Source organism: Salmonella sp. 2020_1459, assembly GCF_043847915.1.
GTDB classification, from domain to species: domain Bacteria; phylum Pseudomonadota; class Gammaproteobacteria; order Enterobacterales; family Enterobacteriaceae; genus Salmonella; species Salmonella enterica.
Genome location: NZ_JBCMFA010000005.1, coordinates 325,282 through 340,182, shown reverse-complemented (window position 1 = coordinate 340,182; position 14,901 = coordinate 325,282). Strand labels below are relative to the sequence as shown.

The 14,901-nt window shown below is 53.2% G+C and carries 13 protein-coding genes; 5 read left to right on the top strand and 8 right to left on the bottom strand.

Annotation, left to right across the window (positions count from 1 at the left end):
* Window positions 1–191: 191 nt before the first annotated feature.
* Together cadC and hmpA are read right to left on the bottom strand one after the other, a co-directional pair.
* Window positions 192–1,736, bottom strand: coding sequence for a lysine decarboxylation/transport transcriptional activator CadC (cadC, locus tag ACH0VJ_RS15320; RefSeq protein WP_001187143.1), 1,545 nt, complete (start codon window positions 1,734–1,736; stop codon window positions 192–194).
* Between the two features lie 181 nt (window positions 1,737–1,917).
* Complete coding sequence (gene hmpA, locus ACH0VJ_RS15315; protein ID WP_000883145.1) at window positions 1,918–3,108, bottom strand: NO-inducible flavohemoprotein; 1,191 nt, start codon at window positions 3,106–3,108, stop codon at window positions 1,918–1,920.
* Between the two features lie 324 nt (window positions 3,109–3,432).
* On the opposite strand from hmpA, the gene glyA reads away from it, so the two are divergent.
* The gene (gene glyA / locus ACH0VJ_RS15310; protein ID WP_000919178.1) at window positions 3,433–4,686 is read left to right on the top strand and encodes a serine hydroxymethyltransferase; all 1,254 of its coding nucleotides are present in this window, start codon (window positions 3,433–3,435) and stop codon (window positions 4,684–4,686) included.
* A gap of 195 nt (window positions 4,687–4,881) precedes the next feature.
* The gene (locus ACH0VJ_RS15305; RefSeq protein ID WP_001173729.1) at window positions 4,882–6,021 is read left to right on the top strand and encodes a 3-phenylpropionate MFS transporter; all 1,140 of its coding nucleotides are present in this window, start codon (window positions 4,882–4,884) and stop codon (window positions 6,019–6,021) included.
* On the opposite strand, the gene csiE is transcribed toward ACH0VJ_RS15305, so the two are convergent.
* A complete protein-coding gene (gene csiE / locus ACH0VJ_RS15300) occupies window positions 6,016–7,293 on the bottom strand; it encodes a stationary phase inducible protein CsiE (protein WP_000982964.1) in 1,278 nt (425 codons plus the stop codon). The genes ACH0VJ_RS15305 and csiE overlap by 6 nt on opposite strands.
* A 125-nt stretch (window positions 7,294–7,418) precedes the next feature.
* Here csiE and ACH0VJ_RS15295 point away from each other — a divergent pair, with 125 nt between their 5' ends.
* The gene (locus ACH0VJ_RS15295) at window positions 7,419–8,057 is read left to right on the top strand and encodes a DUF1007 family protein (protein WP_023196042.1); all 639 of its coding nucleotides are present in this window, start codon (window positions 7,419–7,421) and stop codon (window positions 8,055–8,057) included.
* The gene (locus tag ACH0VJ_RS15290) at window positions 8,048–9,034 is read left to right on the top strand and encodes a nickel/cobalt transporter (RefSeq protein WP_000111021.1); all 987 of its coding nucleotides are present in this window, start codon (window positions 8,048–8,050) and stop codon (window positions 9,032–9,034) included. The genes ACH0VJ_RS15295 and ACH0VJ_RS15290 overlap by 10 nt, the downstream gene beginning before the upstream one ends.
* Here ACH0VJ_RS15290 and asrC read toward each other — a convergent pair whose 3' ends face one another.
* From asrC to suhB, 5 genes are all read right to left on the bottom strand, one after another.
* Window positions 9,035–10,048, bottom strand: coding sequence for a sulfite reductase subunit C (asrC, locus tag ACH0VJ_RS15285; RefSeq protein ID WP_000020685.1), 1,014 nt, complete (start codon window positions 10,046–10,048; stop codon window positions 9,035–9,037). It abuts the gene before it with no gap.
* Window positions 10,049–10,058: 10 nt separating this feature from the next.
* Window positions 10,059–10,877, bottom strand: a complete 819-nt coding sequence (asrB, locus tag ACH0VJ_RS15280) for an anaerobic sulfite reductase subunit AsrB (protein WP_000017583.1) — start codon at window positions 10,875–10,877, stop codon at window positions 10,059–10,061.
* A gap of 3 nt (window positions 10,878–10,880) precedes the next feature.
* Window positions 10,881–11,924, bottom strand: coding sequence for an anaerobic sulfite reductase subunit AsrA (gene asrA, locus ACH0VJ_RS15275; protein WP_000985209.1), 1,044 nt, complete (start codon window positions 11,922–11,924; stop codon window positions 10,881–10,883).
* Between the two features lie 181 nt (window positions 11,925–12,105).
* Window positions 12,106–12,984: an alpha/beta hydrolase gene (locus ACH0VJ_RS15270; RefSeq protein WP_000174944.1), complete on the bottom strand. Its 879-nt coding sequence runs from the start codon at window positions 12,982–12,984 to the stop codon at window positions 12,106–12,108.
* Between the two features lie 144 nt (window positions 12,985–13,128).
* Window positions 13,129–13,932 carry an inositol-1-monophosphatase gene (gene suhB, locus ACH0VJ_RS15265; protein WP_000553470.1) on the bottom strand — a complete coding sequence of 268 codons (804 nt, stop codon included), beginning with the start codon at window positions 13,930–13,932 and terminating at the stop codon, window positions 13,129–13,131.
* A 118-nt stretch (window positions 13,933–14,050) separates the two neighbouring features.
* On the opposite strand from suhB, the gene trmJ reads away from it, so the two are divergent.
* The gene (gene trmJ / locus ACH0VJ_RS15260; protein ID WP_000940032.1) at window positions 14,051–14,782 is read left to right on the top strand and encodes a tRNA (cytosine(32)/uridine(32)-2'-O)-methyltransferase TrmJ; all 732 of its coding nucleotides are present in this window, start codon (window positions 14,051–14,053) and stop codon (window positions 14,780–14,782) included.
* Window positions 14,783–14,901 lie beyond the last annotated feature (119 nt).

The window sequence follows — 14,901 nt, the reverse complement described above, 5'->3', positions numbered from 1 at the left end:
ATATAAATATCATGAAAAATATCATGAAAGGATAAACATCGTTTAATTACAAAGAGTTATATTTACATATCTTTGCGATGAATATGTTGCCAAAATTAACATAAGCTATTTTTGGCAACATGTTTTTCACAAAATAAAAGCGAAAAATTTAATATCTTTTCGCTTTTATTTGTCATGGTTCAGCGTTAAATTTAATCTTCTGCCAGAAAACTATTCAGATAAGGGACAATTTTCTGAACGGATGTCTGAAATACGCCATTTTCGATCCAGTACAGCGTGTTTTCACCTGGACGTAAATTAAAGGCGGTCAGATAGGCATCAGCGGCCAGACGATTCTCACCTTTCATTTCGTAAACTTTCCCCAACAGGACATAGTTAAACCACGACATTTCAAGCTCGATGCTTTTATTGATTTCCTCATACGCTGCATCGATATCACCTTTGCCTAACAGATCAACGGTCTTGATTTTATAATAAACAGACGTTTTCTCAACGCCCGGAATGTGATCTATTTTTTTAAACTCTTCGTTCAGCGCAGCCACTTGTTCTTTATCAAACGGCTGTTGTGATTGCCGTAATACATCTACCAGCACTTTATATTCATAGGCATAGTTGAAATCAGGCGTTTCCTTAATAATGCCATTCAGAATATCGCTGGCTTTACCTAGCGCCTGCGCATCGCCGCTCAGAATAAGCTGGCGCGCCTCATAAAAACGCATCAGCGCGGTATTTTGCGGCGTTCTGAACAGGGCCAGTTGTTCTCGCATACGATTAGGCCAGGGCTGTGTTAAAACGAAAGACAGGCTATTAAACAGATCATCCTGGATGGACAACTGGTTAGTATTGGTGACGAAATAACGCTTATCCAGCATGGTTGAACCATCGGCGTTATCAATGAGCACCACAGACATAAAGCACTGCTGCGCCCGATAGTGGCGCTGATTGACAAACTGAATGGTTAACGTCTTACCGGAGCTGCTTGGCTCATTGACCCGGTAATTGGTTTTATCGTGCACCATAAAAGTCGAGTAGGTGTTCAGCAGGTCGGTGATTAAGCCGCCCAGACCGATGGCGTAGGACTCCTGCGAGACCCAGTTATTACAGGAATTGCCGCCTTCAAAACGAACATCTATATCTCGTGGGTTAAGTAATAACCGCGTTTTTGTTACCGCGGCATTATGATCTACCACCGACATCACGATAAACACCACCAGCGTCGCCAGCGAGAGCAGGAACATCACCCACGTCCAGAAAGCGGCGATACGCGGCTTTTTCGCCTTTTTAGTCGGCGTTTGCAAAGAAGCGGGCGGCACAGGCGTAGCGGCAGTAGCCCCCTCTGTCGGTTCTGCATTCGTTGCTGCGATCGGCGGCGGAGGCGACGTTGATGAATTATCGATCTCATCGCTATTTTCTTCGCACCAGATAACCGGCGCCGTCAGCTTATAGCCGCGTTTAGGTACGGTAACGATGTATTCAGCATTGCTGTCTCCGCCATCTCTTAATGATTTGCGTAGTTCAGAAATGCTTTGGGTGACAACATGGTTGGTCACGATGGTGCGCATCCAGACATGATCAATAATGTTATCCCGGCTTAACACTTCATCCGGATGATGCGCAAAATACATCAGAAGATCGATCAGCCGTGGTTCAAGAGTAATCTGGCGTCCCTGACGACTGATCTGATTAACAGAAGGTGTAACCAGCCACTCTCCAATGCGTACAACAGGTTGCTGCATAAAAAGATGCCCTAACGAGCTAAGTCAAACGTTAATAATAACACGATTTGCACAGACTTTTTTTATTCCCCTTTTTTGTAAAAGAAAGGCATAAAAAGCAGCGCAATAAGCAGGAGAACAGGGAGGAAAACGGGCGTTCGCCTTAACGATAACGCCCGTTTTTTCAGCGGATTTCTTGCAATTACAGCACTTTATGCGGGCCGAAGCATTCGTAATGAATGTTTTCGTGATTCACGCCAAGTGAAACCAGTTGTTTTGCGGCAAACTGCATAAAACCTACCGGGCCGCAAAGATAGAACTGCATTGCCGGATCGCTGATCGCAGCTTCCAGTTTGCTTAAATCCATCAGCCCTTCGCTGTCGAAGAGGCGTTGGGCGCGATCGGCCTCAGTCGGCTCGCGGTACCAGGTATGGGCAGTGAAACGCGGCAGTGTACGGCCCAGCTCGCTCACTTCGTCGGCAAACGCATGGACGTCGCCGTTCTCCGCCGCGTGGAACCAGTTCACCTGCGCGGTATGCTGTTCTTTCGCCAGCGTATCGAGCATCGCTAACATCGGCGTCTGGCCGACGCCAGCGGAAATCAGCGAAACGGGGGTATCAGCGGCGACATTCATAAAGAAGTCACCTGCCGGCGCAGCCAGATGCACCACATCGCCCACGCTGGCGTGGTGGTGTAACCAGTTTGATACCTGGCCGCCGTCTTCACGCTTCACGGCAATACGGTACCCTTTGCCATCGGGTTTACGGGTCAGTGAATATTGGCGGATCTCCTGATGCGCAAAACCTTCCGGCTTCAGCCAGACGCCCAGATACTGCCCGGGACGGTATTCCGCCACCGTACCGCCGTCGACCGGTTCAAACTCAAAGCTGGTGATCAGTGCGCTACGCGGGGTTTTCGCAACGATGCGGAAGGGGCGCGTGCCTTCCCAGCCGCCGTCTTTGCTGGCGTTCTCGTGATAAATCTCGGCTTCCCGATGAATAAAGACGTTAGCCAGTACGCCATAGGCTTTGCCCCACGCGTCCAGCACTTCCTGGCCTGGGTTGAACATTTCGTCCAGCGTCGCCAGCAGATGCGTCCCGACGATGTTGTACTGCTCCGGCTTAATCTGGAAGCTGGTGTGCTTCTGCGCGATTTTTTCTACCGCCGGCAGCAACGCCGGTAAATTTTCGATATTGCTGGCGTAGGCCGCGATAGCATTAAACAGGGCTTCGCGCTGATCACCGTTACGCTGGTTGCTCATATTGAAGATTTCTTTGAGCTCCGGGTTATGCGTAAACATACGGTCGTAGAAGTGGGCGGTCAGTTTCGGTCCTGTTTCAACCAGTAGGGGAATGGTGGCCTTTACTGTAGCGATGGTTTGTGCGTCAAGCATACGTGCTTCCTTTATGTGAAAATCTAATGATGTATATCAAATACATCTTATAAAAATACCCTTGCATTGTAAATGGATCTTCTCTGCTTTACGTTATGGATGTAACAACGTGAAAAATCTGCATCACAAAGCTGAAAAGAAATCCGTTGAAATTCGTCAGGCTCTCGTTCAGGAAACCCTTATCTGACGCACAGGTAATCGTTTGCGTAAAAACCTTTGTCAAGACCTGTTATCGAAGAATGATTCGGTTATACTGTTGGCCGAAGTCCCACGGACTGCCTTTTCAGGCACAAATTTTATTGTTAGCTGAGTCAGGAGATGCGGATGTTAAAGCGTGAAATGAACATTGCCGATTATGATGCCGAGTTGTGGCAGGCTATGGAGCAGGAAAAAGTACGTCAGGAAGAGCACATCGAACTGATCGCCTCCGAAAACTACACCAGCCCGCGCGTGATGCAGGCGCAGGGGTCTCAGCTGACCAACAAATACGCTGAAGGATATCCGGGCAAGCGCTACTACGGCGGTTGCGAATACGTTGATGTCGTTGAGCAACTGGCTATCGACCGCGCGAAAGAACTGTTCGGCGCCGACTACGCTAACGTGCAGCCGCACTCCGGTTCTCAGGCTAACTTCGCTGTTTACACCGCGCTGCTGCAACCGGGCGATACCGTTCTGGGTATGAACCTGGCGCAGGGCGGCCACCTGACTCACGGCTCCCCGGTTAACTTCTCCGGTAAACTGTACAACATCGTACCTTACGGTATCGATGAGTCCGGTAAAATTGACTATGACGAGATGGCGAAGCTGGCCAAAGAGCACAAGCCGAAGATGATTATCGGTGGCTTCTCTGCCTACTCCGGCGTGGTTGACTGGGCAAAAATGCGTGAAATCGCTGACAGCATCGGCGCATACCTGTTTGTCGACATGGCACACGTGGCGGGCCTGATTGCCGCAGGCGTTTACCCGAACCCGGTTCCGCACGCTCACGTTGTCACCACCACCACCCACAAAACCCTGGCGGGTCCGCGCGGCGGCCTGATCCTGGCGAAAGGCGGCGACGAAGAGCTGTACAAAAAACTGAACTCCGCCGTCTTCCCAAGCGCGCAGGGCGGCCCGCTGATGCACGTGATCGCGGGTAAAGCGGTAGCACTGAAAGAAGCGATGGAGCCGGAGTTCAAAGTTTACCAGCAGCAGGTGGCGAAAAACGCCAAAGCGATGGTGGAAGTGTTCCTGAACCGCGGCTACAAAGTGGTGTCTGGCGGCACTGAGAACCACCTGTTCCTGCTGGACCTGGTGGATAAAAACCTGACCGGTAAAGAAGCTGACGCCGCGCTGGGCCGCGCTAACATCACCGTGAACAAAAACAGCGTGCCGAACGATCCTAAGAGCCCGTTCGTGACCTCCGGTATCCGTATTGGTTCTCCGGCGGTTACTCGTCGCGGCTTCAAAGAAGCGGAAGTGAAAGAGCTGGCTGGCTGGATGTGTGACGTGCTAGACAACATCAATGATGAAGCCACCATTGAACGCGTGAAAGCGAAAGTACTGGATATCTGCGCCCGCTTCCCGGTTTACGCATAAGCGCTTGTGTTGTGAAAATGGCCCGATGGCGCTGCGTCTGTCGGGCATTACTTATGCGCCATAACGTGACGCCGCCGGAAGTCATTATCCGGCGGCGTTGCCGTTTGAACTTCTCCCTCCGCTTGTTAATCTTATGTTACCCTTGCCAGCGCAACCGTTTACCGCCAGACTATCGCCTCCAAACGGGAGGGAATCATGGCATTGCATTCCACGCGCTGGCTGGCGCTCAGTTATTTCACCTACTTTTTTAGTTACGGTATTTTTCTGCCCTTCTGGAGCGTCTGGCTCAAAGGTCTTGGGCTAACGCCGGAAACCATCGGTCTTCTGCTGGGCGTGGGTCTGGTCGCGCGTTTTCTCGGTAGTCTGCTCATTGCGCCTCGCGTAAGCGATCCTTCGCGGTTGATCTCTGCGCTGCGCGTCCTGGCATTGCTGACGCTGGTATTTGCGCTGGCATTTTGGGCAGGAACGCATGTCGCGTGGCTAATGGTGGTGATGGTTGGGTTTAACCTCTTCTTTTCACCTCTGGTGCCGCTGACCGATGCGCTGGCCAATACCTGGCAAAAACAAATTACCCTGGACTATGGTCGGGTGCGGCTGTGGGGGTCCATCGCCTTCGTGATAGGGTCGGCGCTGACCGGTAAGCTGGTGAGTTTATACGATTACCAGGCGATTCTGGCGCTACTGACGCTCGGCGTCGCCTCGATGTTGCTGGGCATGTTGTTACGTCCCAGCGTGCCGCCGCAAGGGGAAAGCCGCCAGCAGGAGAGCGCAGGCTGGCCCGCCTGGCGTACGCTGGTGGCACAAAGTTGGCGTTTTCTGGCCTGCGTCTGCTTGCTGCAAGGGGCGCACGCCGCCTACTACGGTTTTAGCGCCATCTACTGGCAGGGGGCTGGCTATTCAGCATCGGCGGTCGGCTATTTATGGTCGTTGGGCGTGGTGGCGGAAGTGATCATTTTTGCCCTGAGTAAAAAGCTATTCCGCCGGTTTAGCGCCCGCGACTTGCTGTTGCTTTCCGCTGTGTGCGGCGTGGTACGCTGGGGACTGATGGGCTGGAGTACGGCGTTGCCGTGGCTGATTGTGATACAAATCCTGCACTGTGGCACGTTTACCGTTTGCCATCTGGCCGCCATGCGCTATATCGCTGCGCGTCAGGGAAGCGAGGTGATTCGTTTGCAGGCCGTCTATTCCGCTGTGGCGATGGGCGGCAGTATCGCGATTATGACGGTATTTGCCGGTTTTCTGTATCAACATCTGGGCGGCGGCGTGTTCTGGATTATGGCGCTGGTGGCATTGCCCGCTATCTTCCTTCGGCCCAAAGTGGTTGCCGCGTCATGATTCCAGGATCTTGCGGATCTGCTGCTGTTGGTGCTCTGTGAGGGTGCGATCCGCATGAATTAATGGCGGTGAGAAGAGCGGTAGCGGCGTGGCGTAAGGGGTAACAATCAGCGCTACGCCGCGCGGGCATCCCTCTTTTTGAAATGCCTGGAGCGATAGCCGTCTGATATTCAGCGGCAACAGGGTCAGTTCACGCAGTTGCTGCTCAATATGCGTCTCCAGCGCATCATTTTTATCCGCTAACAATACGATCTGTCTCTCATGCAAATCGTTATCCTGCATTAGCCAGGCGCCGAAAATCACTGCCACCAGCCCCGTCTCTTCCTCGGAAAAGTGGATACCATATTCGGCTTCAAACCCGGCGAGCGCCTCACGTGTGGTGCGAACCAGACGCGGATAAAGACGGTTGAACTCTTCCGGAAGCGTATTATCGATGCCAATCGTGAATAAACTTCGGTTCAGCGCCTGGGCGAGATGGACATACAGCTGATCGTTAAGCCCTTGTTCGTCGCTGAAGCGTACGTTCCCTTTTTCTCGAAAGCGCAGCACCAGCCGCGCCACCTCCAGTCGCAGTTGCTGCGCCCGTTGATGCGTGTCGCGAATCGGGTCGGGGAGGCGAATCATTGAAAACAGTAACGCCATAAACAGCGCTTCATTGAGCGGTGCGGCCTGCATCACGTGGCGCTGCCAGTGACGACCAATTTCCTGGGCGAGTGGATATTCCGCGCACGACTGCGCCCAAATCTGCTGTACAGGGTTGAACTCCGGGGTGATGCCGGCATGGTGTTGTAGCAGACAATACTGTAAAAAGAGGCGCAGGAACTGCACGTCGCGATGTTCAAATGGTTTTTGCAACCGGCGGGCGCACAGATTGATGAGCGCGTGCAGATTAATATCGTCATACAGCGGACGCGCGATACCGCGCTGCTTTAGCGCGTTTTTTAAGGCCGGGGTAAACTGTTGCGTGACGAAGGTCGGGCATAAACGCAGGCCGCGCCTGAGCCAGTGTAAAAGGCAAAGGCGCTGATCGAGTGCTGTACCTTCGATCCGATAGCAACCGTTCTGGCATGTTGTGATGGCAAGGCGATGATAGCGCTGGATCTCCAGGCTTGTCTCAGTGATATCCTCACGGGCAGTATCATCATCAACGCCATTAAGCGCGCTGAAGATTTCCACCGTGGCAATTGGCTCCGGCTGGAAAAGCGTCAGCAATACCTGACAGCGGCGCTGGGGAGCGGAAAGTACAGATGGTGGGGCAATTGTCGGCATCATCTGTCAGGTCTCCCGTTAGTTTGTCTGGTAAGGATAGCTAAAGTTTGCGTGTGAAAAATGTGATAAGCGTGCTTTTAGGCCAGGAATGCTGAGGAGTGTCACAGAATTTTTATCGCGAGGAACAGATGAAGCCAGTGAAACGCAGCGCCTTAACACTATTTCTTGCCGCTTTATCTTTCGTGGCGGCGGCGCATCCGCATAGCTTTATCCGTCTGCAAACGCAGGTGGTCAGTGAAAATGAGCAATTTGTGGCGTTAAAAATGCGCTGGACAATGGACGCGCTGACGTCCGCCGATCTGCTGTATGACGCCGGAAACGCGGCACCGGGGTCAGAAATATGGAAAAAGTTGGCGGCGGAAGTGATGGCTAACGTACTTGGGCAGCACTACTTTACAGAAGTGTGGCGCAATGGCGCGAAAGTGAAGTTTAAAAACAGGCCGACAGAATACGGTATGACGCGTGACGCGCATCAGGCGGTATTGACCTTTACGCTACCGCTGGCTGAACCGCAGCCGTTAAGCGGACAGACTTATACCTTTTCAACGTTTGATCCCTCTTATTATGTCGATATGCATTATGACCAGGCCAGCGATATCACGATGCCGGAACCGCTGCGCGAAAAGTGTCGGATTCAGGTTTATACTCCTGCGCCCGGCGAAGAGACGCTACGTTTCGCCCAGTCGCTGGATAAGGAGGACGCGCCGCCGGAGGATATGGATTTAGGTAAACAGTTTGCCCAAACGGTGACCTTGCAATGTCAGTAATTTTTTCTCAACGCACTCCGGGGCGACGCTGGCTCTCGCTGTGGCCATTGGCGTTATTCCTGCTGCTGATGCTGGTTGGCGGTCTGTGGATATGGCAGGCCTGGCCGCAGGTGATGTTGAAAAGCGCTCTTTGGCAGCGGGACGTAAATCAGCAGTTGAGCGCGCTGCTTAATGCGGTGGCGACGCATCCTGAGCGGGCGGGCGGATCGTTGCTTCTGCTGAGTTTTATGTATGGCGTGCTTCATGCGCTGGGGCCGGGACACGGCAAAGTGGTGATCGCGACATGGCTGGCGACGCATCCTTCGAAGTTGAAATCGAGTATCGTGTTAACCCTCGCCGCCGCGTTATTACAGGGGCTCGTGGCTATCGGGTTGGTGGTGGGCGTGCTGACCGTATTGCAACTTCCGGCCAGGCAGCTCCATCTGAGCGGCTTCTGGCTGGAAAAGGGGAGCTATGCGTTAGTTGGCGGGCTGGGCATTTTGCTGTGCTGGCGGGCCATAAAAAGGTTACGCGCGCTGCTACGTAAACCTGTCTTTATCGCTTTTACGCCGCGCCATGTTCACCATGAAAAATGCGGCTGCGGACATCAGCATCTACCGACGCAGGAACAATTGCATAGCGGCGATGACTGGCGCGCGCGACTCATGATCGTACTGTCTATGGGGATGCGGCCCTGTTCCGGCGCGATAATGGTGCTGTTATTCAGTAAAGTGATTGGCGTTTTTAGCTGGGGAATGGCGTCGGTACTGGCGATGGCGGCGGGAACCTCGCTAACGATTACTTCGCTGGCGCTGCTGGTACACACTTTTCGTGATCTGGCGGTGAAGCTCAGTGGAAACAAAGCGCCGGCGTTATGGCGGCAGGTAGGCTGGTCAACGCTGGCGCTGGCCGGAGGGGTCATACTGCTTGTCGCGGCGCTGGTCATGTGGTTTAGCGTGCCGCAGCCTGTGGGCGGGCTGCGGCCATGGCGTGGTTGATTAGTGTCCGGCGGGTTTGAGATGCATCCGCGCGACGGATTCGTCTTCGGCCCAGTAAATGCGTTCGGCGACCATCGCTTCCGGATTGAGCTGAACGCCGCGCAGTACCCGTTCTTTAAAACGCAGATAGCCGCCTTTGTCGATCAGATGGCCCATATGTAGATAGATCGGTTTTCCGCCGAGCATCTCTTTTTCAAATTCATACAGGTTAACGATCACCTGCTTTATCACATCTTCAGTCACCCAGTTGAGGAAGAGCTTGCCGACGCGCGGCGTCTTTTTACTGGTGCGTCCGCCCAGACGGACTTGCCAGAGCTGATCCGGCTTACGTTGCCAGGCCAGCGTCGGACAGGCCAGCACGCACTCGCCGCAGCCGATACAGGCGGACTCTTCTTTGACCGCTTTGCCGTTCTTCAGCGCCAGGCAGCCTACCGCGTGGTGACTACAGGCCTTCACGCAGGCGCCGCAGCCGATACAGCGATCGGCAGTGAAGCGCATTTTCGCCACGCCAATAATTCCCAGATCGGCCATTGACGCCTTCGCGCAATCATTCGGGCAGCCAACGATGACCGTTTTGAGATGATAAGGGCTGGGATAGACCAGTTTTTCAAGACGACGGGACAGACCGGTCGTGTCAGTGTTGGCTTTCTGGCAAATGCGGTTCCCCTGACAGGCGACAATATTTCGCCCGCCAATAGCGAGATAGCCCGCTTTGGTATCCTCAACCTGGACGTCGCACAGTTCTATTTCAATCTCGCGAAGAAATGGCTCCAGCGCAGCGTTCACGTTGTCGATATCTTCGTAACGGATACCCGGCATCGCCAGCTTCTGGCGGGTAGTGAGGTGAATTTGTCCGTTGCCCCAGGTTTCGGCGATGTCACGCGCCACCGTTAGCAAATGCGCGGGCAAAATACCGCCGGGAATGCGGACGCTGATCATGGCTTCGCCGCGCACTTTTGACAGGCGATATTCGTTTTTCGCACGGGCTTTAATGATATCAATATCAATGCTCATGATGTTCTCCTTAATCGGCAAAACGTTGCGCGACGGCGTAGTTAAATATCGGGCCGTCGGTGCAGACATACACTTCGCCCATACGGCAGTGGCCGCACTTCCCGACGGAGCAGGCCATCCGGCGTTCGTAGTCCACCCAGATTTGCTCCGGCTTGAGCCCTTTTTGCAGCAGCATTTTTACGGTAAAGGTAATCATTATTGGCGGCCCAACGACGATGGCCTGCATAGTGTCGATATCGCTAAGCGTCATGTCGGCAAGCCGATCGGTCACCCGGCCAATCTGGTAACGGTCATCAGCCTCGCCTTCATCCAGCGTGAGCACCAGATTATGTTTGCCGCGCCACGTCGCCATTTCTTCTTTGTACAGCACGCAATCGCGATTTTTATAGCCGAGAATCATATCCAGTTGACCAATTTCCTGGGGATTCTCAACGAAATAGCGCATTAAGCCTTTCACCGGCGCGACGCCCGTGCCGCCTGCGACAACCAGTAAGGGTTTATGGCGCAGCGTATCGACCGGATAGCCATTGCCATAGCAGCCGCGTAGCCATACGTTGTCGCCTTCTTTCAGCATAAAGAGGGCGCTGGTCACTTTTCCGACATTACGAATCAGCAGATCTATCCAGCCGTCGCCGTAGTCGGAAACGGAGATGGGCGCTTCGCCGACGCGCGGCAGCGACACCTCAACAAATTGCCCCCAGTGCGCGGGAAAATCGACGGCCACGCGGAAATTCCACTCCAGCGGCGTGTGGCGAGTAATACTGAGGATGCGGTACGCCGCAGGCAGCAAACTGTGCTGCGGTTTATCATGACAGGAACAATGTGACATGCGTTATGCCTCCTCTGCCAGCGCCTGCCGAACGGCAGCGGTCATTTTATTGATAATCAAAGAAAATTTGATGTATTGCGGGCAGCGATCGTCGCAGCGGCCGCAGCCGACGCACATATGTTCAATGCCGTTGCGCGCTTTGTAGTCATTGACCTTATGCAGGGCGCGGTAGCGCAGACGCTCGCCGGGTTTTTCGCGAAAACCATGACCGCCGGCCATGTCGCTAAAGCCCGGCACCATGCAGCTTGCCCACTGGCGACGGCGTTCGCCGCGCTGCGGATTTTCATCATAGGCGACGTCAAAGACGCTATAGCAGGTACAGGTTGGGCATCCGGTAGTGCAGCGGCCACAACTGATGCAGCGGCTGTCGTAGGCGTCCCATAGCGGATGGCGGGTGAGAATGTCGCGAATTTTTTGCGGATCGCGGCAAACGCTGTCCGGCGTGACGACGGTTTCCCGGTTTTCGCTGACGAAAGAGGGGGTATAGTCAGCCTCCTGCCCCAGCCCTTGTATCGCCGCCTCGATAAAGGGATCGCGGATGCTGACAAGCGCGCCCTCATCGCTAAAACGCATGGCGGCGCTATAACAGTCAGTTTTATTGGTACCCATTGAGACGCAGAAACAATTTTCGAAGCTTTCTTCACACTCAATAAGGACGAAACGAATATGCTCCCGTAGCAGTTGATAACTGTAATCGGAATTATTCCCATTTGATAAATACATATAATCCAGCCGCGACATGGCGTTAATGTCGCAGGCGCGGGCAAAGATGATTATCGGGGAAGTGTCTGTCTCGGCAATTTGGATGGTGTCTTTATCGAAATAAAAGAGCGTTTCGGTGATAGGGGCAATTATGGTATTCGGCGACATGTGCGATTTCTCGTGCCAGATGAGATCGCGCCAGCCGCTAATCCGTTGATAAATAATGTTGTCAGTGTCGGAAAAACGCCCGCCGCGAAACTCTGCGGACGGGGCAAACACGCGCCATTTTTTGTTTAATCGCTGGATAAGCAAACTAAACTCGTCAGGCGTAATTTTGATAGCCATCACATACTCCACAGTAATATTCAGGAAAAACAAATGAAAATAAATTGTTATAAAAATCAGTTGAATATTACTGTTACGCTAGCGCTAATCCACCGCCTTCGCTAACGGGAAAAAATGGTTTTTACTATCGGTATAATAAATATATTCTTAATCATAAAATATGCATATATACAGCGTCGCGCTATTTAGCGGATAGCGCGGTCTGAATAAATTTAATCATTGCATCACGGTAAAGGTTTGCATAACGTCCGGAAAAAGCATCAATGTGATCGCCGTCAGGAATGAAGATTTTTTGTTTGGGCTCCCGGGCGAGGGCATACAATTTCTCACTGTCCTGCCAGGGAATAACATGGTCTGCCGTGCCATGAAGAATCAATACCGGAATGGGGCTGACGCTGGCAATATTGCGATCCGCGCTATAGCGGTCATCAAGCAAATAGCCGCTGCCCGGGATCATCTGGTTGGCGATGGAGGAATAGGATAAAAACGTTGAGTCGAGGATAATCGCACGTATGCCCGCCTGGTCGGCGTAGCGCATATTTGCGCAGCCTACGCAGTGGCCTACGGCGGCCAGTACATTATTGCCGCCCAGGCTCTGCCCCAGCAGTACCAGGCGCTCGGGGTTAACGTCGGCACGATGCCGCACATAATCTATCGCGCTTTTCGTATCATCCAGTAGCCCTTCTTGTGATGGGGTGCCCTCCGATTCGCCAAAACCACGGTAATCAAACATAAACAGGTTTACGTTGCGTTCTGGCAGCCAGCTGACTAACGGCCAGTGCGCCGACATATTTCCGGCGTTGCCATGGACATGAATCACCGTCGCGACGGCGTTTTCCGGCCTGCCGAAAGCAGTGGGAATAAACCAGCCGTGCAGATGCGTGCCATCTTTGGCGGTAAAGGTAATGGATTCAGCTTCGGCAGGGGTTGGCCCATAGACTTTATTGTCCGGGTAATAAAAGGCATTGATCGCTACGCGGGGTAGCAGATAAATACAGACCACAATGATAAACAGAATAAAAAGGGATTTGACGATGCGTCGGGTATGTTGAAGGGTCATGTTCGCTTCCTTGCCGCTTTATGCCAATAGCGGAGCAGGGAGCGATCGTACAAAAACATGCAGGCAAGTAAAGCGATGAGGCTGTGTTTAGGAAAAACGCCTGAAAAGGCACGGCGGATGAGTGGCCCCATCCGCCGAAGAGACTTAGCGCTTCAGCGCATCGCTCAGTTCGTCGCGCATATTCGCCAGCATGGCTTTAACGACGCGCGGATTCCCCGCCACGATATTACCGGTCATCATGTAGTTATGACCGCCGGTGAAATCGCTGACGATACCGCCCGCTTCACGAACCAGCAGTTCGCCCGCTGCGAAATCCCACGGACGAAGGCCAATTTCAAAGAAACCATCGACACGACCTGCAGCCACATAGGCCAGATCCAGCGCGGCGGAACCGGTGCGGCGGAAATCGGCGCATTCGGTGAACAGCTTGCCGATAATATTAATGTAGGTGGTCGCGTATTGTTTGGCTTTGAACGGGAAGCCGGTAGCGAGGATAGTGCCGTCCAGATCGCGCACGGTACTGCCACGCAGACGGTAGCCGTTCAGCTGTGCGCCCTGACCGCGGGTGGCGGTGAACAGTTCGTTACGCATCGGATCGTACACGACAGCCACTTCAGTACGGCCTTTAATGCGTACAGCAATGGAAACAGCGAAGTGTGGCAGACGTTTGATGAAGTTGGTGGTGCCATCCAGCGGATCGATAACCCATTGAACATCCTGATCTGTGCCAACGTGCTCACCGCTTTCTTCGGTGATAATAGTGTGTTGCGGGTAAGATTTGCGAATGGTGTCGATAATCACCGCTTCAGCGGCCTTATCTACATTGGTCACAAAATCGTTACTGCCTTTTTGGCTCGCTTCTACAGCGTCCGGAGTTTCATAGTTTTTGGCAATTACATTACCCGCCTTGCGCGCTGCGCGCACGGCGATGGTCAGCATCGGATGCATCGGTCTCTCTCACTGGATGTTAAAGAACGGGAAAACGGCGCAGAGTATAGCAGCGAGATCGGAATCTGTCTTGGTTTTATGGTAAGATGTCAGAATAATCTTTAGCTGAAGAAAGACAATGCTGCAAAACATTCGAATTGTGCTGGTGGAAACCTCCCACACCGGCAATATGGGCTCCGTGGCTCGCGCTATGAAAACCATGGGCTTAACCAACCTGTGGCTGGTAAACCCGTTGGTGAAACCGGACTCCCAGGCCATCGCCCTGGCGGCAGGCGCCAGCGATGTGATCGGTAATGCGCAGATCGTCGATACGCTGGATGAAGCGTTGGCTGGCTGTAGCCTGGTGGTCGGCACCAGCGCCCGTTCCCGCACTTTGCCGTGGCCGATGCTTGATCCGCGCGAGTGCGGCTTAAAAAGCGTGGCGGAAGCGGCAAATACGCCGGTTGCGCTGGTTTTTGGTCGTGAGCGTGTCGGGCTGACTAACGATGAGTTGCAAAAATGCCATTATCACGTCGCTATTGCCGCTAACCCGGAGTACAGCTCGTTGAATCTGGCGATGGCGGTACAGGTCATCGCGTATGAAGTCCGCATGGCCTGGCTGGCGACGCAGGAAAACGGCGACGCGGCAGATCATGAAGAGACGCCGTATCCGCTGGTGGACGATCTTGAACGTTTCTACGGCCATCTGGAGCAGACGTTGCTCTCCACTGGCTTTATTCGCGAAAACCATCCGGGGCAGGTGATGAATAAATTGCGCCGTCTGTTTACCCGCGCCCGCCCGGAAAGCCAGGAGTTGAATATTCTGCGTGGGATTCTGGCGTCTATTGAGCAGCAGAATAAAGGCAAGTAACCGCATCAATATCGCACGGAACGCTAAATACCTGACTAATTTACTCAAGTAAATAGTTGACCAAATTACTCGGGAATGTCAGACTTGTCCCTGCTATGCAATACCCCCATTTTACAATA